Origin of the sequence: Streptosporangium sp. NPDC004379, assembly GCF_042873875.1 — a bacterium.
Classification (GTDB): Bacteria; Actinomycetota; Actinomycetes; order Streptosporangiales; family Streptosporangiaceae; genus Streptosporangium.
This window is the reverse complement of the sequence record NZ_JBIAMC010000012.1, coordinates 87,456-110,411: the sequence shown is the minus strand read 5'-3', so window position 1 is coordinate 110,411 and position 22,956 is coordinate 87,456. Positions and strand designations below refer to the sequence as shown.

Sequence of the window (22,956 nt, the reverse complement as noted above, 5' to 3'; positions counted from 1 at the left end):
GGTGACGTGCGGACCACCAGGATGCCCCGTCGCGCATAACAACGGCATGACGGCGGCGGTTCGCGCGGTGTCGGGCGCGGAGCCGTAGAACCGGCCGCATGACGTCAACCGACGAAACCACCGCCATGTCACCTGTCACGTCCGCCGTGCGCCGGGAGTGGGCCGTATTCCGCAGCCGGGGCCGGGTGATCGCCATGATCGCGGCGGCGCTGGCCGTCATCGTGCCCGGCCTGCTCACCGCGTACGGCGACCGCGCCTCATGCGGCGCGGGGGGCGTGGAGATCGCCTGTCCCACGGATCCGGCCGGGCCGGACGGCCGGGCGGTGAGCGACCAGTTCTTCTTCGTGCACCGGCCTCTGGGCGAGAACGGCGTCATCACCGCACGCGTGACCTCGATGACGGGCGTCATCACCTATCCGCCCCCGGACCACGACAAGATCGTCCCGGGCCTGGTGCCCTGGGCGAAGGCCGGGATCATCGTCAAGGACGGCACCGGGCAGGGTTCCACCTACGCGGCGCTCATGGTCACCGGGGGCCACGGTGTGCGGATGCAGCACGACTACGTCCACGACACGGCCGGCCGCCCGGAAGGCGTCTCCCCCCGCTCCCCGCGCTGGCTGCGCCTGGTCCGCTCCGGTGACACCGTCACCGGGTACGAATCCGCCGACGGCCGCCGGTGGACGAGGGTCGGCACGGCTCGCCTGGCCGGAGCGCCCCGCACGGTGGAGGCCGGGCTCTTCGTCACCTCCCCCGGAGATCTGACGGTACGGCGCACCGGCCTGGGCGGCGGTACCACGGAGACGCGCTTCACCCAGGCCACCGCCGTCTTCGACGACGTCAGCCTCGACGGCGCGCCGGCCGGCGGATGGCGGCACGGCGCCGTCGGCGAGATGGGCCATACCGACTGGGAGCGGAACCACCGGGCCCCCGGGCTCGTCGAGGCGGACGGCACGTTCACCGTCACCGGGTCCGGGGACATCGGCCCGGCCGGCGCGGAGGGCGGCCACGACATGGAAGACACCCTGGTCGGGCTGGCCGCCGGTCTGGCGGTGGTCATCGCGGTGGCGGCGCGCTTCGCCGTCGCGGCTCCCCGCACGGCGCGTTCCGTCACCACCGAGCCCCGCATGACACGCTCCACCACCGCCGCGGTCCGTACGGCGCGCGGCGGCGTCCCGCCATCCGGCGGCCGGGATCTGGCCGCCAGGGCGGTCGTCGCCGGCGCGGCGGCCTTCTCGGCCGGACTGGTCGCGGCCGGGGTCACGATGCCGGTCGGCGCGGAGATCCTGCGCGCCAACGGCAACGCCGTCCTCCCGGTGTCCTGGCTCACCCTGTCGCGGGTCGTCCTCGGCGTCGCCGTCCTGTTCGCGGTCACCGCGGTCCTCGCGCTCGCCCTCGGCGCGCTGCTGCGGCGCACGTGGGCGGCGGTCCTCGGCGCGATGTCGGCGGTCATCCTCCCATACGTCCTGGGAGCGTTGCCGCTGCTGCCCGACGAGGCGGCCCGGTGGTCGCTGCGCCTCACCCCGGCGGCCGGGTTCGCCGTACAGCAGACCGCCGTCCGCTACCCGCAGGTGGTCGCCCACTACGTGCCGTCGGAGGGCTACTTCCCCCTGCCGTGGTGGGCGGGGCTGGGCGTGCTCTGCGGTCATGCGGCCCTGGCCATGGCCCTGGCCGCGTCACGGTGGCGCCGGCCCGCTGTGTGAGAACACGACGGTGACCGCGGCGGACGGCGTCTCAGTCCTCCAGGATCGCCACGGTGTCCGGCGGCAGCGTCAGATCCGCCCCTGACAGCGCGACACCCGGGTCGGAGGAGGCCAGGACGCCGCCGCGGCCCCGGGCCGGCACGGTCAGCGTCTCCGCCCCGAGGTTCACCGCCACCAGCACCGGCCCCCGCTCGACGACCAGCAGTCCGGCGTCCTCGTCGCAGTCGGCCAGGACCCGGTCCGGCCGGCCGTCGGTGAGGGCCGGTACGCGCCGCCGCAGCGCGATCAGCTCCCGGTGCCAGTCGAGCAGCCGTCCCTGGGCCTCCTTGTCCCGCTCGCTCCAGTCCAGCCGGGACCGTTCGAAGGTGGCCGGGTCCTGCGGGTCGGGCACCTGGTCGGGCTCCCAGCCGAACGCGGCGAACTCCCGGCGGCGGCCCTCGCTGACCGCCCGGCCGAGCTCGGGGTCCTCGTGGTCGGTGAAGTACTGGAACGGGGTCGTCGCGCCCCACTCCTCACCCTGGAAGAGCATCGGGACGAAGGGCGCGGTGAGCAGCAGCGCGGCGGCGATCCGCAGCCGGCCCTCGCTCATCAGCGCCGGGTTCCGCTCGCCCTGCGCCCTGTTGCCCACCTGGTCGTGGTTCTGCGCGCACACCACGAACCGGTGCCCGGACAGCCCCGCCGGGGATCTGCCGTGCACCCGCCCGCGGTGCGGCGACCACGTGCCGTCGTAGACCCACGCCTGCCGCAGCCCCTTGGCGAGCAGGGACAGCGGGCCGAAGTCGGAGTAGTAGCCGCCGCGCTCCCCGGTCAGCACCGAGTGCAGGGCGTGGTGCCACTCGTCGGCCCACGCCGCGTCGAGGCCGTACCCGCCGGCCTCCCGCGCCCGCACGAACCGGGGGTCGTTCAGGTCGCTCTCGGCGATGAGGAACAGCGGCCGGCGCACGTGCGCGGCCAGCGCCTCCACCTCCTCGGCCAGCCGTTCCAGGACGTGCACGGCCGAGTCGTCGGCGATGGCGTGGACGGCGTCCAGGCGCAGCCCGTCCACGTGGTAGTCGCGCAGCCACATCAGCGCGTTGCCGATGACGAACGCGCGCGTCTCGTCGCTGCCGGGGCCGTCGAAGTTGACCGCGTCGCCCCAGTTTGTGGTGTGGCGGCCGGCGAAGTAGGGGCCGAACTCCGGCAGGTAGTTGCCCGAGGGCCCCAGGTGGTTGTAGACGACGTCCATCACCACGCCGAGCCCGTGGGCGTGGCAGGCGTCCACCAGCCGTTTGAGGCCGTCCGGCCCGCCGTAGGCGTGGTGCGGGGCGAACAGCGACACCCCGTCGTACCCCCAGCCCCGGCCGCCGGAGAACTCCGCCACCGGCATCAGCTCGATCGCGTCGACGCCCAGCTCCACCAGGTGCGGGAGACGCTCGATCACCCCGTCGAAGGTTCCGGCGGGGGAGAAGGTGCCCACGTGCAGCTCGTACAGCACCGCCCCCGGCAGCGGCGTCCCGCGCCAGCGGTCGTCGGTCCAGCGGAAGGCGGCGTGGTCGACCAGCCGGGAGGGGCCGTGCGGGCCGTACGGCTGGTACGGCGAGCGCGGGTCGGGCCGGGGCGGTCCGCCGTCCAGTGAGTAGGCGTAGTCGGTGCCCGGCCCGGCCTCCTCGACGGCGCGCTCCCACCAGCCGCCCCCGGAGCGCCGCATCGGCAGCCTGCGCTCGCCGAGCACCAGGTCGACCCGCTCACGCGCCGGCGCCCACACCCGAAATCCGTGTCCCACCCGTCCCCCTAGGGTCCAGCCGCCACCGGACATCGCGAGCGGCCCGCCGTACCACTCCCGGACGCGGACGGGCCGCGCCGGGCGGCTCACGACCGGCCGCGGATTCTCCCTACCCGCTCGGGCTCCCCGCATGCCGCAGGACGGACGCCGTTGATGACGGCGCTGGAATCAATGATCATGCGGGTAGACCGGTGCCCGGGTCGTAGAGGTCATCGGTGGACAGGTTGTTCTGACCGAGGTGAACCCGCATGTCGGCGGCGATGCTCAGGATGCGTTCGGCTCTGTCTGCGGCCCCGCCGCGGCGTTCCAGCGCTTCCAGACGTCGTTCGAGCACCTGAGCGGCCTGCTGGGTCTCCTCGGCCAGTCGGATGACCCGGCGGGCGAGGTCATGAATGGGCTCATGTTCGAGATCCACGCTCACCGTGGCTTCACTCCTCTGGTCGCGTCGCCTGGTCGTGAATTCAGCGTAGCCTCTGGGCCGGATTCCGCTCATGCCGATGAGTGACGTTCTGCCACCTCACCGGGTTTTCTCCGTGCCCTGCCGCACCCCGGCGGATGAGCCTCCCGGTGATCTCCGGGGTCGCTCGGAGCCGTTCGTCATGCCGGATCGGGGCCGTGCCCGCCGTACGCCCGGGACCGGTGGCTCCGGACCCGGGCGTACGGCGGGACCCGCGCCGTCGTCAGGCGTAGGTCTCGTACTCGGCGACCTTCGGCGTTCCGGTCGAGCCGGTGATCTCGAAGGTGAGCTTGCGCAGCGAGGTCCGGGGGAAGGTGATGACGCCCGCCCCGCTGCCGGAGGTCAGCACGGCTCCGGTGTCGCCGTTGAGGACCCTCCAGGTCCTGATGGCGCCCGTGGAACCCGCGGCCTCCCTGATGTTGATCCTGGAAACCGCGGTGGCGGAGCCCCACTTGATCGAGATGGAGCCGGTGGAGCCGGCCGGTGACCAGTAGGTGCCCATGTCGCCGTCCCGCACGTCGCCGTAGCTCGTCCCGCTCGCCTTGCTGGATCCGTCGGAGCCGGCTCCGAGGCTGAGGTTGGTGCCGCCGGGCTGGGTCGGCCCGGTGGTGGGCGTGGCGCTGGGGGTGGAGGTCGGCCCTGAGGTGGGCGTGGCGGTCGGGGCGGGGGTCTGCGGCGAGCAGCTGCCGTCCGACACCTTCAGCCCCTTGTTCGCGCCCGCCGTCTGGCTCACGACGCCGGGCACGCAGCTCGCCGCGTCGAGGCTGTAGGAGTAGGGGACGCTGACGGTGGTGGTGGACCGCATGCCGGGGCCGGCGGGGTTCGTCTCGCTGCCGGGGGCCGACCACGTCACGTTGTCCAGGATGTTCCCGGCGGCCTGCCAGTAGCCGGCCTCGCTGGTGTAGAAGGTGCCCAGGACGTCGCGGGAGTCCTTGAAGTAGTTGTTGTCCACCTTGGCGCGGGCCCCGGCCCGGGAGTTGATGCCGGACTCGTTGAGACGCACGTAGTGGTTGTTGTAGATGTGGGCGACGCCGCCGCGCAGCAGGGGTGCCCGGGAGTCGATGTTCTCGTACAGGTTGTGGTGGTAGGTGATGAAGCCGTTCGAGCGGTCGCTCTCGCTGGACCCGACGAGGCCGCCGCGGCCGGAGTTGCGCAGGACGCTGTAGGACAGGGTCACGTACTGGGTGTTGTCCTTCATGTCGAAGAGGCCGTCGAAGCCCTCCGACTCCCCGCCCGACGCCTCCAGGGTGACGTGGTCGACCCAGACGTTGCGGACGGTGCTCTCCATGCCGATGGCGTCGCCGCCGTTGGACGTGGGGGAGCCCGACTTCTTGACGTTCTTGACCGTCACGTTCTGGATGATGATGTTGCTGGAGTCGCGGATGTGGATGCCCAGCTGGTCGAAGACGGCCCCGCCGCCGACCCCGATGATCGTGACGTTGCTGATCTGCTTGAGCTCGATCACGCCGGCCGCGGTGTCGCAGCTGTCGCCCGACACCTTGGCGGTGTTGCCGTGGTCGATGGTCCCCTCGACCTCGATGACGATCGGGGTGCTGCTGGCGGCCCGGCTGCACAGGGCCTGGTGGATCGCGGTCCCTGTGGTGGCCCGTACCGTCCGTCCGCCCGCGCCGCCGGTGGTCCCGCCGTTCTGGGTCGCGTAGCCGGTGGCGCCGCCGGCCGCCGCCGAGGCGCCGGGCGAGGACAGGACCGTGCCGGTCGCGGCCGCGACGGCCGTCGTGGCCAGTGCCGCACAGAGTCGCAGCGCGACTGGTCGTTTCATGATGGATGTCCCTTTCGTTGCTGAACGCTGGATGCTGCCGCCGCATATCGGGGTGTTCCGGCGGGCCGTGGACGTCGGCGGCCCGTCGCCGGGCAGGCCGCCGGTCGATCCGGGCTCGGGCGCGCAGGCGCCGTTTCCGCCAAAGTGGCTCTTATTGGGGAAAGCGCTTTCCGGCGAGAATAGAGCGGTACCCGCCGGAATGGCAAGGGTGGGTGCCGGAAATCCGTTCCGCTCGATCCGGGCGGCGCGCGGAACCGTGGAAGAGGCCGCCGGGATGTCCCGCCGAAGACTGGCGAGGAAGAGCCTGACGTGCGGAGATTCGATGGAACGATACAAATAACGGTTCTGTCGCGGATTTGCCGGTCAATGAAAGTTTCATGGCGCAACCACGGCGCTTTCCTGGTGTCAATGAGTTTGCGACGGCGATATTTTCGAAGACGCCGCCGGTAATGAGAGGGCAGGGTGGCCCGGGGCGACATGCGACCCGGACCGCGTCGACGAGGCTTCCGGCGGGTGCTCCTTCCGGGGCACCGTCACGTGTCGGGGCGCCGTCCTGTCCGAGCCCGCACACGGCCGGGCCGGTCGGCCGCCGCCAGCGCGAAGGAGACCCGATGAGCACCGATCAGGAGCGCGCCCACCACCTTGAGAACCCCGACGGGAGCGGGCCGCCACCGAAGATCGACGTGGTCGGCACCGTGCCGGGGGCGCCGCCCGTGCCGGAGGGGGCCGAGGTGATGACGATCCTGGTCACCTCGCCGCCGAACAGCCCGGGACTGCCACCTCACCGGCACTCCGGCCCCGCGTTCGGCTTCGTGATCAAGGGAGCCGTCGACTTCGAGGTCGAAGGCGAGCCCGCGCGGGTCGTCCGGGCCGGTGAGACGTTCTGGGAGCCCGGCGGGGACGTGATCCACTACCAGGACGGCAACCATCTCACCGACGAGGAGACGGTGTTCGTGGTGACGATGTTCTGCGCGCCCGGACAGCCGATGCTGACCCTGGTCGAGCCGGAGGAACTGGAAGCGCGGCGGGACCGCCGCGCGCCGCGGCCGTGACCACCGGACAGGCGGTGCGGGGACCCGCGTCCCCGTCCGCCGCCGCGCGCTGAGAAGCGCCGGAGCCGGAGACGGGGGAGGTGGGAACCGGGTCCGATCCCCACCTCCGGTGCCGTCCGCTAGGCCGTACGGCCGTCGGCGCCGGGCCGGGGCGCGCCCTCCAGGGCCTCGATCGCGCCGAGCAGACCTCGCAGGCCCGTCTCCTCGCGTTCGGCGTCCATCGGGTCGAACAGCCACTCGGTGACCGGCAGCCCGAAGGCGGCCTCCGGATGGCTGGACTCGACCCGGTTCACCTCGATCTCCACCTCGGCCTCGAGTTCGTGCAGAAAGTCATTCCGGTCGCTCGGAGCGCTCATCGTTCCTCCTGTCTGCCTATCTGCCGGAGGCGGCGCTGCCGAGCCAGTCGCGGTAGCCGATCGTGCCGAGGGTGGCGCCGCCCTCCGGGACCAGTGACCGCTCGCTCAGCTCGCTGCCGAAGTAACGCGCGTGCGGGTCGGTGACCACCTCACGCGGGTCGCCCCAGGCGGCCAGCGCCTGACGGAAGAACTCGTCCATCCGGAACGATTCGGGCCCGGCGATCTCGGTCCTGCCGTTCAGCGGCGACCCCACCGCGGTCCGGCCGACAGCCTGGGCGACGTCGTCGCCCGCGATGGGCTGGAAGAGCACGGGCGCGATGTGCACCTGACCGTCCACCGTGGCCTCGTCGGCGATGCCGCGGGCGAACTCGAAGAACTGGGTCGAGTGCACGAGCGAGAACGGGATCCCCGACTTCTCGATCAGCCGCTCCTGGGCGATCTTCGCCGCGAAGTAGCCGTTGTCGGGCATGCGCTCCGTGCCCACGATCGACACCGCGACGTGGTGACCCACGCCCGCCGCCGCCTCCGCCGCGAGGAGGTTGCCGGTGGAGGTCTCGAAGAACCTCATCACCGCCTCCCTCTCGAACGACGGCGAGTTCGACACGTCGACCACCACCTGCGCGCCCGCCATCACCTCGGCCAGCCCCTCACCGGTCAGCGTGTCGACGCCGGTGCTCGGCGCCGCCGCAACCGCCTCGTGGCCGTGCTCGCTCAGCTTCCTCACCAGCTTCGACCCGATCAGGCCGGTTCCGCCGATTACCACGATCTTCATCGCGTTCCCTCTCCGTCCGCCGGGCCGCGTCGTCGCCACCCGGTCGCCAGCCAGGACCGGGCAGCCTCCGGGTTTGTGACGGCCGCCGCGGAATTCTTCCCGGATCACCGGCACGTCAGCGGCGGCGAGCCGAACCTTTGCCGCCTGTTCGCCCTGGTACGGCGGAGAACCCACGCCGGATGACCTCGCTCAGAGAATCTCCGTCGGATGACCCGCGGCGGAGGACGGTCGCCTCACCGCGCTCCGGCGCGGGCCCCGGCGGCGGCCGTCCACATCGTGACGGCGACCAGCAGAACGCAGACGGCCGCGATCGCGCCGACCACGGCGGCCACGCCGATCCAGGGCGCCGCGAGCGGCAGCGCCAGGACGGCGACGACGCATCCCGCGGTCGCGCCGGTGAGGAGGAGGGGCTCCGCGCTGACGAGCACGTGCACCGCCCACAGCAGGGCGAGGTACACACCCACCGGGACGGCGACCGCGTAGCCGAGCGCCAGCGGCGACACCGCGACGTCGTGCCCGCTCCGCTCCACCGCGACCTCCAGCCCGGCGCCGAGGGCCGCAAGGGCCGCGAAGATGCCGTAGTGGCCGTATCCCCACAGGTAGGAACGCCTGCGGCGGTCACTGAGACCGTCCCCCGCCGGTGCGAGGAAGTACAGCCACCAGAGAGCGAACAGCAGGACGAGGCCGGCGCCGGCGATCACGACGAGGCGACCGCCGGCCCCGCCCGTCTCAAGCGCTCCTCCGACCCCCCGGCTCGCGGCCAGGACGCTCTCCCCGAGCAGGATGATCGTGAACAGGCCGTAGCGCTCGGCGATGTGGTGCGGGTGCCAGCTGGTGGCCCTGATCCGCTCCGCCCACCACGGCACCGCGAGCTCGAAGGCGACCAGGAGGACGAAGGACGGCAGGCCGAAGGGGGAGGACAGGACCCCCGTCTCGATGAGGGCGAGCCTGGCCAGCCAGCCCACCTGAAGGAAGGCGATGCCGCCGGCGTAACGGAACGCGGTGCGCCGCCCCTCCGGGTCCTCCAGGCCGGCCCGCAGCCACTGGACGACGAGCCCGATCCTCATGACGAAGTAGCCCAGTGTGATGATCCCGTAGTCGGAGTGGTCCGCCGCCGCGGGCACGCCGGCGGCGAGGACCAGCACACCGGCCATCTGCACCATGGTCAGCAGCCGGTAGGCGACGTCGTCGGTGTCGTAGGACGAGGCGAACCACGTGAAGTTCATCCACGCCCACCAGATCGCGAAGAACACCTGGAGGAACGGCACCAGCCCGGCCAGGCCGTGACCGCCGGCGATGCCGTGCGCGAACTGCGCGGTGGCGGCCGCGACCGCGACCACGAAGGTCAGGTCGAACAGCAGTTCCAGCGGGCTCGAAACGCGGTGCGGCTCGTCCACGGCACGGGCGTTCATCCGGACCCGGATCCGGATCGTGGTGCCTTCTGAGGGCAAGGTCTCGCTCCTGTCGTTCCGCGACGTACGGTCGTCTCGAAGATAGACAGGGCGGCGTCCCGATCCGTGACGCGGCCCCGGGATCACGTACCCGCCGTCGACGGGACCGGCCGGCGGCCCCGGGATCGCGCGCCCGCCGTCGGGGAGACCGGTCATGGGACCGGTCAGGGGCCGGACGGGCGGCGGGACGCCCCGGCCGGATATGTCGGTCCTGGTCTGTACGTTGATGCCCTCGTCAGCACGTGATCCTTCGGATGGGAGTGGAACGGCGTGGGTGCTTGGGACAGCGGTCCTTTCGACAACGACTCGGCCGCCGACTGGTGCGGTGAACTGGGCGACGCCGCGCCGGAGGACCGGGCGGAAGTGGTCCGGCGGGCGTTGCTCGGCGCCGCGGAGTCCGCGGACTACCTGGAGGTGGACGAGGGATCCGCGGCGGTGGCGGCGGCGGCCGTCGTCGCGGCGGAGTGCTGCGGCGGTCCGCCGGTCACCTCGGCGTACGCGCCGGACTTCCTGCGGGAGGGCGGCGGGATCGGGCTCTCCGGCGACCTCGTGCCGCTCGCGCTGCGCGCGCTGGACCGCGCCCTCGGCGAGGACTCCGAGCTCTGGGAGCTGTGGGAGGAGGCCGACGGCGGCCGATCGCTGCTGGCGGAGGTCGAACCCCTGCGCGCCGCCCTCGTCCGGGGAGCCACCGGCTGAAAGCCCCGGGCGCCGTCCGCGGAGGCCGCGTACGGCGACGGGGCTGATCACCCGCGAAAGCCCAGGCCGTACGGCGGGTGGCCTGGTCTGGGTGGCGCGCCCCGCAGCGCGGTGTCTCAGGACATGGGAAACCCCCGAACCTACGGGTTCGGGGGTTTCGTCGTGTCGGGGCCTGCCTGGGGCCGGCGGTCGCGGGCGGGGTCGATGGTCAGGCTCGCGCGCCCGAACGGTCCCCCCGACGCCCCGGGCCGGTCGCTGTCCGATCTTCCTTGAGGAGCGTCGGGTCCTGAGGCCCTGCCACCTCGGCCGACGGGCATTTAGGACATCCGAATTAACACCATTGACATCTACGCAAAATGCCCCCTAGGTTTTGCGAAACGTTTCGACAACCGTATCGGCCCGGTTCGGGCCGATCGTGTCCAGGGCCGGAGTTCTATGACCTCGCTACGTGATGTCGCCGAGCGCGCACAGGTCGCCATCAGCACCGTGTCCGCCGCGCTGAACGGCACCCGCCCGGTCGCGGCGGCGACCAAGCGGCGCATCGAGCAGGCGGCCGTCGATCTCGGCTATCGGCCCAACCTGCTGGCCCGCGGCCTGCAGAGCAAGCGAACCAAGATCCTGGCGCTGTTCTACCCCGCTCCGCGTGGCGGCCTCGGCGTGACCGAGATGCAGTTCGCCACCGGTGCCGCCGAGGCGGCCAGCGAGCTGGGCTACCACCTGCTGCTGTCGCCCGAGAGCGCCGACCCGGTCGAGGAGCTGCGGCACATCACCGGTCTGGGGCTGGTGGAGGGCGTGCTGCTGATGGAGGTGCGGCTGGACGACGAGCGGCCGGACTTCCTGTCCGAGGCCGGGGTGCCGTTCAGCATGGTGGGGCGCACCCGCGACCCGGGCACGATCGACTACGCCGACATCGACTTCGCCGCCACCGCGCGCGAGGCCGTGGCGCACGTGGCCGGGCTCGGCCATCGCAAGCTGGCCTTCTTCAACCATTCGACCGGCGCGTACGCCGCCCAGTACGGCCCCACCATCCGGGCCGGCGAGGAGTTCGCGGCGGCCGCCCGGGAGGCCGGCATCGCCTACGTGGACGACCACCGCGCCGGCTCCGCCGAGGAGGGCGGCGAGGCGTTCGAGCGCCTCCTCGCCGCGCATCCCGACGTGACGGCCCTGGCCGTGATGGACGACCACGCGGCCGTCGGCGTGATCGCCGCTGTGGCCCGGCGCGGATGGCGGATCCCCGATGACCTGACGCTGATGCTGGTGCTCTCCTCGGAGCGCGTGGCGGAGATGTTCCATCCCAGGCTGACGGTGCTGGAGCCGCCCAGCGCCGAGCTGGGACGGCTCGGGGCGCAGATGCTCATCGACCGGTTGCGGGGTGACGGCCCGCCGCGGCAGCGGCTGGTGCCCTGCCGGCTGGTGGCCGGGGACAGCTCCGCGCCGCCGCGTGCGGAGGTCTGACATGGAACCGGGCATGCACACGCTCACCGAGGGCCGCGGCCTGCTGTTCGGCGGGGACTACAACCCCGAGCAGTGGCCGGAGCACGTGTGGGCCGAGGACGCCGAGCTGATGCGGGCGGCCGGGGTCAACCTGGTCACGGTCGGCGTGTTCAGCTGGGCGCGGATCGAGCCTGAGCCGGACGCGCGCGATTTCGCCTGGCTCGACAAGGTCCTCGACCTCATGGCCGCGAACGGCATCGGGGTGGACCTGGCCACCCCGACCGCCTCGCCCCCGCCGTGGCTGGGCCACCGCTGGCCGCAGACGCTGCCGGTCGACGAGTCGGGCCACCGCCTCTGGTACGGCTCCCGCAACCAGTTCTGCCCGTCCTCGCCGATCTACCGCGAGCGCGCCCTGGCCCTGGTCACCGACCTCGCCGACCGCTACGCGAGCCATCCGGCGCTGGCCCTGTGGCACGTCGGCAACGAGTACGGCCAGATCTGCCACTGCGACGAGTCCGCGGCCGCGTTCAGGACCTGGCTCCAGGCCCGCTACGGAGACCTGGCCACTCTGAACGAGGCGTGGGGCACCACGTTCTGGAGCCAGCGCTACTCCGACTGGGCCGAGATCGTCACCCCGCGCCGCGCCCCCTACCTCCACAACCCCGCCCAACTGCTGGACTGGCGGCGCTTCTGCTCCGACGCGCTGCTCGACCACTTCCGCGCCGAGCGCGACGTGCTGCGCGAGCGCACCCCGGGCACGCCGGTGACGACGAACTTCATGGGCCTGTTCAAGCCGGTCGACTCCTGGGCCTGGGCGCGGGAGGAGGACGTCGTCTCCAACGACTGGTACCCCGACCCGGACGACCCGCTCTCCCCCGCGCGGGCGGCGCTGACGCACGACCTCATGCGCGGCCTGGCAGGAGGCCGGCCGTGGCTGCTGATGGAGCAGGCCACCGGAGCCGTCAACTGGCGGCCGCACAACCTGCCCAAGCCGCCCGGACGGCTGCGCCTGGAGTCGCTGCAGGCGCTGGCGCGCGGCGCGGACGGCCTGTGCTACTTCCAGTGGCGGGCCTCCCGCTTCGGCGCGGAGCGCTTCCACTCGGCGATGGTGCCGCACGCGGGGGCGGACACCCGGTTGCACGCCGAGGTGCGCGCCCACGGGCGGGAACTGCGCCGGCTCGCCTCCGTGGCGGGCACGCCGGTGCCCGCGCGGGTGGCGATGGTCTTCGGCTGGGAAAGCTGGTGGGCGCTGGAGGAGCGCGGCCTGCCCAGCGACCGGATCGACGCCGTGGACCAGTTGCTGAGCTACTACGTGCCGTTCTGGGAGCGCGGGGTCGCCGTGGACGTGGTGCCGCCGGGCGCGGACCTGTCGGCGTACGCGCTGGTCGTGGTGCCGAACCTGTTCCTGGTCGCCGACGAGGACGCCGCCGCGCTGACCGCGTACGCGCGGGGCGGGGGAGTGCTGGTGGTCGGGCCGTTCTCCGGGGTCGTGGACCCGCGGGCGCAGATCCGTACCGGGCGCTTCCCCGCGCCGCTGCGTGAGGTGCTCGGCGCGGCCGGCGAGGAGTGGCGGCCCGCCCCCGACGGCCCTGTGCGCTGCCGGTGGAGCGGCGGCTCCGAGTTCGCCGCGCGGACCTGGACCGAGCTGGTCGCCGCCGAGGGCGCCGAGACCGTGGCCGAGTTCGCCGAGGGTGACCTGGCCGGACGGCCCGCCGTGCTGCGGCACGCCTTCGGCGACGGCTCCGCCTGGTACGTCGCGACCATGCCCGACGAGAGCGCGCTCGCCGCGCTGGCCGGCCGGGTGCTGGCCGACGCCGGCGTCGAGGGCGTCCTGCCCGGCCTGCCGGCCGGCGTCGAGGCCGTGCGCCGCGGCGACGTCCTGTTCCTGCTCAATCACGGCGCCGCCACCGTGCGGGTGCCCGTTCCCGGCCTGGCCGACGACCTGCTGACCGGGTCCCCCACCGAGGGCCACGTCACCCTGGCCCCCCGCGCTGTCGCCGCGGTGCGCCCACGTGTTCACGCAGAACCTGGAGATCCCCATGCGTAGAAGAACGTTCCTCGTCTCGTCGGCGGCCACGCTGTTCCTGGCCGGCTGCGGTGCCGACGACTCCGGCGGCGCCGCCCCGGCCGCCTCTCCCATCGCCGGCGACGAGAACGCCCCGGCCAACCTGGTCTTCTGGAGCTGGGCGGAGAACATCCAGCGCGTGGTGGACCTGTGGAACCAGAAGAACCCCACGCAGAAGGTCACCCTGAGCGGCCAGGCCGCCAGCGACGAGCTGATCGCCAAGTTCCTGACCGCGGTCAAGGCGGGCAACGCGCCCGACGTGCTGCAGGCGGAGTACCAGTCGCTGCCGACGCTGATCACGAACAACGCCCTGCAGGACCTGACCGGTGCGATCGCGCCGGTCAGGTCGGCCTTCCCCGACGGCACCTGGAACCTGACCTCGTTCGGCGGCACCACGTACGCGGTACCCGCCGACGTCGGCCCGATGATGCTCTTCTACCGCGCGGACCTGTTCGAGGAGATGGGTCTGGAGGTGCCGAAGACCTGGGAGGAGTTCGGCGCGCTGGCCGAGACCGTGCGGAAGAAGAACGCCAAGCGCTACCTGACCACGTTCTCCCCCGGCGACGCCGGCTGGGTGGCCGGGTTCGCCCAGCAGGCCGGCGCCGACTGGTGGACCAACGAGAACGGCGCCTGGAAGGTCGCCATCGACGACGAGGCCACCCGCAAGGTGCTGGGCTTCTGGGGCGACCTGGTCGACTCGGGCGCGGTGCTCGGCGACCCGATGTACACCCCGCAGTGGAACGCCCAGATGAACGACGGCACGATCATCGCCTGGCCCAGCGCCGTCTGGGGCACCGGCGTCCTGGCGGGCGTCGCCCCCAAGGGCAAGGGCAAGTGGAAGATGGCCCCGCTGCCGCAGTGGAGCGCGGGCGAGAACGTCACCGGCTTCTGGGGCGGCTCGTCCACCGCCGTCAGCGCGACGTCGAAGCAGAAGCCGCAGGCCGCCAAGTTCGCCCGCTGGCTGAGCACCGACCCCGAGGCCCTGAAGGTGCTGGTCGAGATCGGCCTCTACCCGGCCGCCACGCTCGGCCAGACCTCCGGCGGGCTCGACACCGCGCCCGAGTACATGACGAGCCAGCCGGACTACTACGAGTCCGCCTCGAAGATCTCCCAGACCGCCCGCGGCTTCAGCAGCTGGGGCCCGAACACCAATGTCACCTACGGCCGGTTCGAGGACCTGCTCCCGACCGCGGTGAAGAACAAGGCCGACCTCGCGGCCGTGGCCACCCAGGTGCAGCAGGCCAGCGTCGCTGACCTGAAGAAGCAGGGCTACCAGGTCGTCGGCGGATGACCGGGAGGAGAACCCGCGCGCCGTACCTGATGGCGGCCCCGGCCGTCATCCTGTTCGTGGTCTTCATCCTGGTGCCGATCGGGTACGCGGTCTGGCTCAGCCTGCACGCCATGCGCGTGCGCGGCACCGGGTTCGGCATCCGGGCCGAGGTGTTCGTCGGCCTGGAGAACTATCTGGAGGCCGTCCAGGACACGGCGCTGTACGAGGCCATGCGGCACATGCTCGCCTACGGCGTGATCATGGTGCCCGCCACCATGGGCCTGGCCCTGCTGTTCGCGCTGCTGCTGGACGCCCCCAGGGTGGGCGGCAAGCGCGCGTCGCGGATCACGATCTTCCTGCCGTACGCGGTGCCGGGCGTGATCGCCAGCCTCCTGTGGGGCTTCATCTACCTGCCCGCGGTCAGCCCGGTCGGCGCGGCCTTCGAAGCGGTCGGGCTGGACGCGCCGGACTTCTTCGGCGACGTGTCGGTCTTCTTCTCGGTGGCCAACATCGCCGTGTGGGGCTCGGTCGGGTTCAACATGGTGGTGCTCTACACGACGCTGCGGGCCATTCCCAAGGAACTGTACGAGGCCGCCCGCCTCGACGGCGCCAGCGAGTGGCGGATCGCGTTGCGGATCAAGGTGCCGTTGCTGCGCCCGGCGCTCGTCATGACGTCGGTGTTCACGCTGATCGGCATGCTGCAGGTGTTCAGCGAGCCGGCCACGCTACGGCCGATGAGCAACACCATCACCCAGGACTGGGTGCCGTTGATGCGGATCTACCAGCAGGCGTTCGTGGACAACGACACCTATCTGGGCGCGGCCAGCTCGGTGCTCCTGGCGGGTGCGACGGTGCTGCTGTCGCTGGGCGCGCTGGTCGTCTTCAGGTCCCGGAGCGCGAGGAGCGAGCGGTGAGAGCGCGTACGAAGATCGTTCCCACGCTGATCCTCGCCCTCGGCGGCGTGTACGCGGTGCTGCCCCTGCTGTGGGTGATCTTCGCCTCGACGAAGTCCTCCGACGAGCTGTTCACCACGTTCTCGGGCTGGCCCAGCTTCAACGGCGGGTTCACGGAGAACATCGCGGCGCTCGGCTCGTACGGCGACGGCCGGTTCTGGCTGTGGATGCTCAACAGCCTCATCTACGCCGGCGGCGGCGCGTTCCTGACCGTGGTCATCTCGGCCGCGTGCGGGTACGCGCTGGCCAAGTACCGCTTCACCGGGCAGCGGCTGATCTTCGCCTCGCTGCTGGCCGGCGTGCTGGTGCCCGGCATCACCCTGGCCATCCCGCAGTACCTGCTGCTGTCGGAGATGAATCTGGTCGGCACCTACTGGTCGGTCATCCTGCCCAGCGTGATCAGCCCGTACAGCATCTACCTGTGCCGCATCTACGCCGAGGCGGCCGTGCCGGACGAGATCCTGGAGGCCGGGCGGGTGGACGGGGCCGGGGAGTTCCGGCTGCTGTGGTCGGTCGGCGTGCCGATCATGACGCCGGGGCTGGTGACGGTGTTCCTGCTGCAGTTCATCGGCATCTGGAACAACTTCCTGCTGCCGTACATCATGCTGGCGAACGACGACCTCTTCCCGCTCACCGTGGGGCTCTACTCGCTGCTCAACCGCGGCGCCTCCCAGCCCGCGCTGTACACGCTGGTGATCAGCGGCTCGCTGCTGTCGATCATTCCGATCGTCGCGCTGTTCCTGTTCCTGCAGCGCTTCTGGCGGCTCGACCTCGTGGCCGGCAGCGTCAAGGGCTGACCTCCTCAAGAACGGATCGACATGAAGTTCAAAGACGGCTACTGGCGGATGCGTCCAGGGGTGCGGGGCGACTACGCCACCGCGGCCTACGACGTGACCGCGGACGCCGGCTCGCTGCGCGTCCTCGCCCCCACGCGGGAGATCACCCGGCGAGGCAACACCATCGACGGGCCGGTCCTGCGTGTGGACCTGTCCTCCCCGATGCCGGACGTGATCCGCGTCCGCGCGGTGCACTTCGCCGGGTCCGTGCCCACCGCGCCCGCTTTCGCGGTACGCGACGACGACCCCGAGGTGAAGATCGCCGTGGACGGCGAGGAAGCCGCTCTGACCAGCGGCGGGCTCACCGTACGGGTGCGCAGGGACGCCCCGTGGGAGATGACGTTCAGCGCGGACGGGCGCGAGCTGACCCGCAGCGGCGGCAAGAGCCTGGGCGTCATGCACGACCCCGACGCCCGCCACTTCATGGTGGAGCAGCTGCGCCTGAGCGCCGGCGAACTGGTCTACGGCCTCGGCGAGCGCTTCGGCGCCCTGGTCCGCAACGGCCAGTCCGTCGACATCTGGAACGAGGACGGCGGCACCAGCAGCGAGATCGCCTACAAGAACGTGCCGTTCTACCTCACCAACCGCGGCTACGGGGTGTTCGTCAACCATCCCGGGCGGGTGTCGTTCGAGGTGGGCTCGGAGACGGTCTCACGGGTGCAGTTCAGCGTCGAGAGCCACGACCTGGAATACCTGATCATCCACGGGCCGGCGCCGGCCGACATCCTGCGCCGCTACACCGCGCTGACCGGCCGTCCGGCGCTGCCGCCGGCCTGGTCGTTCGGGCTGTGGTTGTCCACCTCGTTCACCACGGACTACGACGAGGCGACGGTGACGTCGTTCGTGGACGGGATGGCCGAGCGGGACCTGCCGCTGAGCGTGTTCCATTTCGACTGCTTCTGGATGCGGCAGTTCCGCTGGTGCGACTTCGAGTGGGATCCGGAGGTGTTCCCCGACCCCGAGGGCATGCTGCGGCGGCTCAAGGAGCGGGGGCTGAAGGTCTGCCTGTGGATCAACCCGTACATCGGGCAGGCGTCGGCGCTGTTCGAGGAGGGTGCGGCGGCCGGCCACCTGCTACGCCGCCCGGACGGCACGGTCTGGCAGGACGACCACTGGCAGGCGGGCCGGGCGCTGGTGGACTTCACCTCCCCGGCCGCCCGCGAGTGGTACGCGGGCAAGCTGCGCGGGCTGCTCGACATGGGGGTGGACGCGTTCAAGACCGACTTCGGCGAGCGCATCCCGACCGACGTCCTGTACGCCGACGGCTCCGACCCCGAGCGCATGCACAACTACTACAGCCTGATCTACAACCAGACCGTCCACGACGTGCTCGCCGAGCGGCGCGGGGCCGGCGACACGGTGCTGTTCGCGCGCTCGGCCACGGTCGGCGGGCAGCGGCTGCCGGTGCACTGGGGCGGCGACTGCGAGTCGACGTTCGAGGCGATGGCCGAGTCGCTGCGGGGCGGGCTGTCGCTGGGCATGGCCGGGTTCGGGTTCTGGAGCCACGACATCGGCGGGTTCGAGGGGCGGCCCGACCCGGCGGTGTTCAAGCGGTGGGTGGCGTTCGGGCTGCTGTCGTCGCACAGCCGGTTGCACGGCAGCCGGTCGTACCGGGTTCCGTGGTTGTTCGACGAGGAGTCGGTGGACGTGCTGCGCTCGTTCACGCGGCTGAAGGCGCGGCTGATGCCGTACCTGTACGGGGCGGCCGTGCAGGCCGCGGCCGAGGGCATCCCGGTGATGCGGGCGATGCAGCTGGAGTTCCCCGCGGACCGGGCCTGCGACCACCTGGACGCCCAGTACATGCTGGGACCGGACCTGCTGGTGGCGCCGGTGCTGTCGGCCGGGGGCGATGTCTCGTACTACGTCCCCGAGGGCGTGTGGACGCGGCTGCTCGACGGGGAGACCGTGTCCGGACCGGGCTGGCGTACCGAGCGGCACGGGTTCGAGAGTCTGCCGCTGCTGGTACGGCCGGGCGCGGTGATCGCGACCGGCGCCCGTGAGGACCGCCCCGACTACGACTACGCCGACGGCGTCACCCTGAACGCCTACCGGCCGGCCGACGGCGACCGCCGCGAGGTCACCGTGCCGGGCCGGGACGGCACCGCCGCGGCGGTGTTCGAGGTGTCCCGCACCGGCGACCGGGTGCGCGCCCGCCGCCTGGAAGGAGTGCCCGCCGTGTGGAGCCTGCTGCTCGCCGGGGTGCACGACGCCCGTCATCCGCAGGCTCAGCCGACGCCGGACGGGGTGCGGGTCACCGCCGATCCCGGCGCGGGAGAGATCGAGATCACCCTCCATGACCCCGTCCGGCGGACCGGCACGGCAGCTGAGGAGCAGCACGCATGACGACTTTCCCCGAGCATTTCCTGTGGGGCACCGCCACCGCCGCCTACCAGGTGGAGGGCGCGTGGAACGAGGACGGCCGCGGCCCGTCCATCTGGGACACCTTCTCCCACACGCCCGGCCTGGTGGCGGGCGGTGACACGGGTGATGTGGCGTGCGACCACTACCACCGCCTCGAGGAGGATCTCGATCTCCTGGCCGCGCTGGGCGTGGGCGCCTACCGGTTCTCAATCTCCTGGCCGCGGGTGCAGCCGGGCGGCACGGGACCGGTGAACCGGGCGGGCGTGGACTTCTACTCCCGCCTGGTGGACGGCCTGCTGGCCAGGAACATCTCCCCGGTGGCCACCCTCTACCACTGGGACCTGCCGCAGGAGCTGGAGGACGCGGGCGGCTGGCCGCACCGGGACACCGCCTCGCGCTTCGCGGACTACGCGCGGCTGGCGGGCGAGGCGCTCGGCGACCGCGTGCGCACCTGGATCACGCTGAACGAGCCGTGGTGCTCGGCGTACCTGGGCTACGCCTCCGGCGTGCACGCCCCGGCGCGGACCGAGCCGGCCGCCGCGCTGGCCGCCGTGCACCACCTCAACCTGGGTCACGGCCTGGCCGTGCAGGCGCTGCGCTCGACCGCCGCCGAGGACGCGCAGATGTCCGTCACGCTCAACCTGCACCACGTGCGCGGGACGTCCGAACGGGACGCCGACGCGGTGCGGCGCGCGGACGCGCTGGCCAACCGGGCCTTCCTCGGCCCGATGCTGGAGGGCTCCTACCCGCGCGACCTCATCGCCGACACCGCCTCGGTGACGGACTGGTCGTTCGTGCGGGACGGCGACGAGGCGACGGCCCGCCAGCCGCTGGACGTGCTCGGGGTCAACTACTACAACCCCACCCTGGTACGCCGGTGGGACGGTGACGGCCCCCGGGAGACCGCCGACGGGCACCAGGACGGTGCCGCCTCGCCGTGGATCGCGTGCGAGGACGTCGAGTTCGTCAAGCAGCCCGGCCCGTACACCGAGATGGGCTGGAACATCGACGAGACCGGCCTGACCGAACTGCTGCTGCGCCTGCACCGCGACTACCCGGACATGCCCACGATGATCACCGAGAACGGCGCGGCGTTCCCCGACCCGGTGGCCGCCGACGGCCGCGTCCACGACGCGGACCGCATCGACTACCTGCACCGCCACCTGGCCGCCGTCAGCGAGGCCATCGCGGGCGGCGCCGACGTGCGCGGGTACTTCGTGTGGTCGCTGATGGACAACTTCGAGTGGGCGCACGGGTACGCCAAGCGCTTCGGCATCGTGCGCGTGGACCGCGAGACGATGGAGCGCACCTGGAAGGACAGCGCCCACTGGTACCGCGACGTGGTCGCCGCCGGCGAGCTGCCCGCTCAGGGCCTCGCGCGCCACGCCTGACACGAAGGTGTGACGCGCGATCCCCGGGGATGGCACGGTCGCCGGAGCCGGGGGCGCCGCTCTACGAGCGACAGCGGGCCGGACCCCACGGCGAATGGATCACGGTGTGTGCTGGCTCGGTGCGGGCGAGCGCTGGACGAGAATTCCAGAACGTATCCGGCCCCACATCACCGCAGGTCAATCCATGATCAAAGCGCGCCCTGCAGGATTCGAACCTGCGACCGTCGGATTAGAAGTCCGATGCTCTATCCAGCTGAGCTAAGGGCGCTCCCGCCTAATTGTGCATGATTCAGGAAGCGGTCACGCATCAGTTATCAGGCTGTGTTGTGAGGATCACTGTAGGGGATCCGGAGGCCGTCCGGTGCGCTGAGCGTCAGCAGGTCGGCGGCGCGCCCCGGAAGGCGGGAGTCCTCCGGGGTCGAACCCCGATCCGATGGGATCCGGGGTGGGCCGGACCCGGGGGCGGGCGAGGACCGAACCCGGGTCCGGCGTGAGCCGGGCCGAGGTCCGGTGCGGCTCGGGCCGAGGGCGCGACGGGGGCCGGGCGGCCGGACGGGTTCGCACGGACACGTTCCCGCTCGGCCGGACGGGTTCGCACGGACACGTTCCCGGCCGCCCTCGCGCGGGTCTACCCTCGTATGCCATGTCCGCTCTCACCGCCCACGAGGAGATCCCCTTGCTGGGCGGTGACGTGACCCGCGGGGTGGTCCGGGTCGGGGAGACCGTCCGCAGGCCCGTCCGGCCGTCCACGCCCGCGGTCCACGCTCTGCTGCGGCACCTGGAGGCGTCCGGGTTCGACGGCGCGCCCCGGGCGCTGGGAACGGACGAGCGGGGCCGGGAGATCCTCTCCTACGTCGAGGGCCGCTCCGCTCCCAGGCCGCTGCCCGGTTACGCGCTCACCGACGAGGCGCTGGCCGCGCTGGCGGTCCTGCTGCGCCGGTTCCACGACGCGGCGGCGGGTTTCACCCCGCCGCCGCGCGCCGTGTGGGAGGCGGGTTCCAACGACGACGCGGCGCCGGAGCTGGTCGGGCACTGCGACGTCAACCTCGACAACGTGATCTTCCGTGACGGCCTGCCCGCGGCGCTGATCGACTTCGACATGGCCCGGCCGACGACCCGGCTGTTCGACGTGGTGACCACCCTGCGCCACTGGGCGCCGCTCGCCGACCCGCTGGACCTGGAGCCGCTCCAGCGCTCCCTGCCGGCCGGGCCGCGGCTGCGGCTGTTCTGCGACGCGTACGGCCTGGCCCCCCGCGACCGCCGCCGCCTGCTCGACCTCGCCCGCCTGCGCTTCGGCCGCTCCTACCACGTCATGCGGACCAGGGCCGTCACCGCCGGCGGCGGCTGGGCCCGCATGTGGGAGTCGGGCGCGGGGGAGCGTATCCGCCGGGCGCTCGCCTGGCTCGACACCCATCATGATGAGCTTCATGCCCATCTCCTCTGACCGTCCTTCCTTCTCCTCCGGGGGCCTCTTCGCAAGCCTCTCCGCAGGCACCGTCACCGGTCTCTCCGCAGGCACCTCCGCCGGTCTCTCCGCGGGTCTCTCCTCCCGGTCCTTCCTCCGGCGGACCCGCGCCGGAGGAAGGACCCGGCGGGTCTCCTCGCGGGGAGCCCTCGGGGTGAGGCCCGGCCGGGCCGAGGCGTTCGGCGTGCTCGCCGGCGTCGCCCTCGACGCGCTGCTCGCCGACCCCCGGCGCGGCCACCCGGTGGCGCTGTTCGGCCGGGCCGCCGCCGCGCTGGAGAGGCGCCTGTACGGCGACGCCCGCCCCGCCGGGATCCGTCACGTCGCCGCCTGCGTCGGCCCGGTGGCGCTGCTCGGGCTCGCCGCGGCCCGGACGGCGGACCCGCGGGTCCGGTGCGCGCTGACCGCGGCGGCGACCTGGGCGGTGCTGGGCGGCACCACCCTGGGACGGGAGGGGGCCGCCATGGCCGGGCTGCTGGAGTCCGGCGACCTCGCCGGGGCCCGGCGGCGGCTGCCGCACCTGTGCGGGCGCGACCCGTCCCGGCTGGAGGCGCCCGAACTGGCCCGGGCCACCGTCGAGTCGATCGCGGAGAACACCTCCGACGCGGTCGTGGCGCCGCTGTTCTGGGGCGCGGTCGCCGGGATCCCGGGCCTGCTGGCCTACCGGGCGGTCAACACCCTCGACGCGATGGTGGGCCACCGCAGTGCGCGCTACGAGCGGTTCGGCTGGGCCGCGGCCCGGCTCGACGACGTGGCCAACTACGTCCCGGCCCGGATCACCGGGCTGCTGACGGTCCTCGCCGCCCCGCTGGCCGGCGGCTCGGCCCGGCGGGCGGCGGCCGTGCTGCGCCGGGACGGCCACCGCCACCCGAGCCCCAACTCGGGCCGGTGCGAGGCGGCCTTCGCCGGGGCGCTGGACCTCACGCTCGGCGGCGTGAACGTCTACGGCGAGCGCGTGGAGCACCGCCCGGAGATGGGCGACGGGGCCAAACCGTCGGTCGCGGACATCCGCAGGTCCGTACGGCTGGCACGGGCGGTGAACCTCGCCGCCGCGGGCCTGGCCGCCGCCGCGCTGCTCGCCCGCCGTACCGGACCGGTGGACGGACGGCCCGCGCGCCGGGCGGCCGGGCGATGAGCCGGACGGTATGGATGGGAACG

18 protein-coding genes and 1 tRNA gene are annotated in these 22,956 nt (G+C 72.4%); 12 read left to right on the top strand and 7 right to left on the bottom strand.

Translation table 11 applies throughout. The features are described 5' to 3' along the window. Positions 1 to 98 precede the first annotated feature (98 nt). Positions 99 to 1,700 carry a hypothetical protein gene (locus ACFYSC_RS24990; protein ID WP_389966135.1) on the top strand — a complete coding sequence of 534 codons (1,602 nt, stop codon included), beginning with the start codon at positions 99 to 101 and terminating at the stop codon, positions 1,698 to 1,700. Between the two features lie 31 nt (positions 1,701 to 1,731). Here ACFYSC_RS24990 and treZ read toward each other — a convergent pair whose 3' ends face one another. The 3 genes from treZ to ACFYSC_RS24975 form a co-directional block, all read right to left on the bottom strand. Further along, the gene (treZ, locus tag ACFYSC_RS24985; protein ID WP_389966132.1) at positions 1,732 to 3,462 is read right to left on the bottom strand and encodes a malto-oligosyltrehalose trehalohydrolase; all 1,731 of its coding nucleotides are present in this window, start codon (positions 3,460 to 3,462) and stop codon (positions 1,732 to 1,734) included. A gap of 175 nt (positions 3,463 to 3,637) precedes the next feature. Beyond that, on the bottom strand, positions 3,638 to 3,883 hold the full coding sequence (locus tag ACFYSC_RS24980; RefSeq protein WP_389966129.1) for a hypothetical protein: 246 nt from the start codon (positions 3,881 to 3,883) through the stop codon (positions 3,638 to 3,640). A 259-nt stretch (positions 3,884 to 4,142) separates the two neighbouring features. After that, a complete protein-coding gene (locus ACFYSC_RS24975; protein WP_389966126.1) occupies positions 4,143 to 5,699 on the bottom strand; it encodes a polysaccharide lyase family 1 protein in 1,557 nt (518 codons plus the stop codon). Between the two features lie 611 nt (positions 5,700 to 6,310). Here ACFYSC_RS24975 and ACFYSC_RS24970 point away from each other — a divergent pair. Next, entirely contained in the window at positions 6,311 to 6,751 is a 441-nt protein-coding gene (locus ACFYSC_RS24970) for a cupin domain-containing protein (protein ID WP_389966123.1), read from the top strand. Positions 6,752 to 6,870: 119 nt separating this feature from the next. On the opposite strand, the gene ACFYSC_RS24965 is transcribed toward ACFYSC_RS24970, so the two are convergent. From ACFYSC_RS24965 to ACFYSC_RS24955, 3 genes are all read right to left on the bottom strand, one after another. Continuing rightward, a complete protein-coding gene (locus ACFYSC_RS24965) occupies positions 6,871 to 7,107 on the bottom strand; it encodes a hypothetical protein (protein ID WP_389966120.1) in 237 nt (78 codons plus the stop codon). 16 nt (positions 7,108 to 7,123) lie between these two features. Beyond that, positions 7,124 to 7,879, bottom strand: coding sequence for an SDR family oxidoreductase (locus tag ACFYSC_RS24960; RefSeq protein WP_389966117.1), 756 nt, complete (start codon positions 7,877 to 7,879; stop codon positions 7,124 to 7,126). Between the two features lie 233 nt (positions 7,880 to 8,112). Next, positions 8,113 to 9,330, bottom strand: coding sequence for a low temperature requirement protein A (locus ACFYSC_RS24955; RefSeq protein ID WP_389966114.1), 1,218 nt, complete (start codon positions 9,328 to 9,330; stop codon positions 8,113 to 8,115). Between the two features lie 270 nt (positions 9,331 to 9,600). On the opposite strand from ACFYSC_RS24955, the gene ACFYSC_RS24950 reads away from it, so the two are divergent. The 8 genes from ACFYSC_RS24950 to ACFYSC_RS24915 all read left to right on the top strand — a co-directional run bounded on the left by ACFYSC_RS24950 (position 9,601) and on the right by ACFYSC_RS24915 (position 20,336). Further along, positions 9,601 to 10,026 carry a DUF4259 domain-containing protein gene (locus ACFYSC_RS24950; protein WP_389966111.1) on the top strand — a complete coding sequence of 142 codons (426 nt, stop codon included), beginning with the start codon at positions 9,601 to 9,603 and terminating at the stop codon, positions 10,024 to 10,026. A 435-nt stretch (positions 10,027 to 10,461) separates the two neighbouring features. Next, the gene (locus tag ACFYSC_RS24945; protein WP_389966108.1) at positions 10,462 to 11,481 is read left to right on the top strand and encodes a LacI family DNA-binding transcriptional regulator; all 1,020 of its coding nucleotides are present in this window, start codon (positions 10,462 to 10,464) and stop codon (positions 11,479 to 11,481) included. Between the two features lie 13 nt (positions 11,482 to 11,494). Beyond that, the gene (locus ACFYSC_RS24940) at positions 11,495 to 13,507 is read left to right on the top strand and encodes a beta-galactosidase (protein ID WP_389966105.1); all 2,013 of its coding nucleotides are present in this window, start codon (positions 11,495 to 11,497) and stop codon (positions 13,505 to 13,507) included. Then, complete coding sequence (locus ACFYSC_RS24935; RefSeq protein WP_389966102.1) at positions 13,500 to 14,816, top strand: ABC transporter substrate-binding protein; 1,317 nt, start codon at positions 13,500 to 13,502, stop codon at positions 14,814 to 14,816. Before ACFYSC_RS24940 ends, ACFYSC_RS24935 begins: the two co-directional genes overlap by 8 nt. Next, positions 14,813 to 15,709, top strand: a complete 897-nt coding sequence (locus ACFYSC_RS24930) for a carbohydrate ABC transporter permease (RefSeq protein WP_389966099.1) — start codon at positions 14,813 to 14,815, stop codon at positions 15,707 to 15,709. The genes ACFYSC_RS24935 and ACFYSC_RS24930 overlap by 4 nt, the downstream gene beginning before the upstream one ends. After that, positions 15,706 to 16,545, top strand: coding sequence for a carbohydrate ABC transporter permease (locus ACFYSC_RS24925; RefSeq protein WP_362930238.1), 840 nt, complete (start codon positions 15,706 to 15,708; stop codon positions 16,543 to 16,545). The genes ACFYSC_RS24930 and ACFYSC_RS24925 overlap by 4 nt, the downstream gene beginning before the upstream one ends. Positions 16,546 to 16,566: 21 nt before the next feature. After that, on the top strand, positions 16,567 to 18,927 hold the full coding sequence (gene yicI, locus ACFYSC_RS24920) for an alpha-xylosidase (RefSeq protein WP_389966095.1): 2,361 nt from the start codon (positions 16,567 to 16,569) through the stop codon (positions 18,925 to 18,927). Next, positions 18,924 to 20,336: a GH1 family beta-glucosidase gene (locus ACFYSC_RS24915; protein ID WP_389966092.1), complete on the top strand. Its 1,413-nt coding sequence runs from the start codon at positions 18,924 to 18,926 to the stop codon at positions 20,334 to 20,336. The genes yicI and ACFYSC_RS24915 overlap by 4 nt, the downstream gene beginning before the upstream one ends. 194 nt (positions 20,337 to 20,530) lie before the next feature. Here ACFYSC_RS24915 and ACFYSC_RS24910 read toward each other — a convergent pair. Continuing rightward, positions 20,531 to 20,604, bottom strand: a tRNA-Arg gene (locus tag ACFYSC_RS24910). 375 nt (positions 20,605 to 20,979) lie between these two features. Between ACFYSC_RS24910 and ACFYSC_RS24905 the strand changes: the two genes are divergently transcribed. Further along, positions 20,980 to 21,780, top strand: a complete 801-nt coding sequence (locus ACFYSC_RS24905; protein WP_389966089.1) for a phosphotransferase — start codon at positions 20,980 to 20,982, stop codon at positions 21,778 to 21,780. A gap of 175 nt (positions 21,781 to 21,955) precedes the next feature. Beyond that, positions 21,956 to 22,933: a cobalamin biosynthesis protein gene (locus ACFYSC_RS24900; RefSeq protein ID WP_389966086.1), complete on the top strand. Its 978-nt coding sequence runs from the start codon at positions 21,956 to 21,958 to the stop codon at positions 22,931 to 22,933. Positions 22,934 to 22,956: the final 23 nt, after the last annotated feature.

Excerpts from the sequence above, each read along its gene's own strand:
- ACFYSC_RS24990 (WP_389966135.1), top strand. The coding sequence starts at position 99 with ATGACGTCAACCGACGAAACCACCGCCATGTCACCTGTCACGTCCGCC.
- ACFYSC_RS24975 (WP_389966126.1), bottom strand. The coding sequence starts at position 5,699 with ATGAAACGACCAGTCGCGCTGCGACTCTGTGCGGCACTGGCCACGACG.
- ACFYSC_RS24970 (WP_389966123.1), top strand. The coding sequence starts at position 6,311 with ATGAGCACCGATCAGGAGCGCGCCCACCACCTTGAGAACCCCGACGGG.
- ACFYSC_RS24965 (WP_389966120.1), bottom strand. The coding sequence starts at position 7,107 with ATGAGCGCTCCGAGCGACCGGAATGACTTTCTGCACGAACTCGAGGCC.
- ACFYSC_RS24960 (WP_389966117.1), bottom strand. The coding sequence starts at position 7,879 with ATGAAGATCGTGGTAATCGGCGGAACCGGCCTGATCGGGTCGAAGCTG.
- ACFYSC_RS24945 (WP_389966108.1), top strand. The coding sequence starts at position 10,462 with ATGACCTCGCTACGTGATGTCGCCGAGCGCGCACAGGTCGCCATCAGC.
- ACFYSC_RS24940 (WP_389966105.1), top strand. The coding sequence starts at position 11,495 with ATGCACACGCTCACCGAGGGCCGCGGCCTGCTGTTCGGCGGGGACTAC.
- ACFYSC_RS24935 (WP_389966102.1), top strand. The coding sequence starts at position 13,500 with ATGCGTAGAAGAACGTTCCTCGTCTCGTCGGCGGCCACGCTGTTCCTG.
- ACFYSC_RS24930 (WP_389966099.1), top strand. The coding sequence starts at position 14,813 with ATGACCGGGAGGAGAACCCGCGCGCCGTACCTGATGGCGGCCCCGGCC.
- yicI (WP_389966095.1), top strand. The coding sequence starts at position 16,567 with ATGAAGTTCAAAGACGGCTACTGGCGGATGCGTCCAGGGGTGCGGGGC.
- ACFYSC_RS24915 (WP_389966092.1), top strand. The coding sequence starts at position 18,924 with ATGACGACTTTCCCCGAGCATTTCCTGTGGGGCACCGCCACCGCCGCC.
- ACFYSC_RS24905 (WP_389966089.1), top strand. The coding sequence starts at position 20,980 with ATGTCCGCTCTCACCGCCCACGAGGAGATCCCCTTGCTGGGCGGTGAC.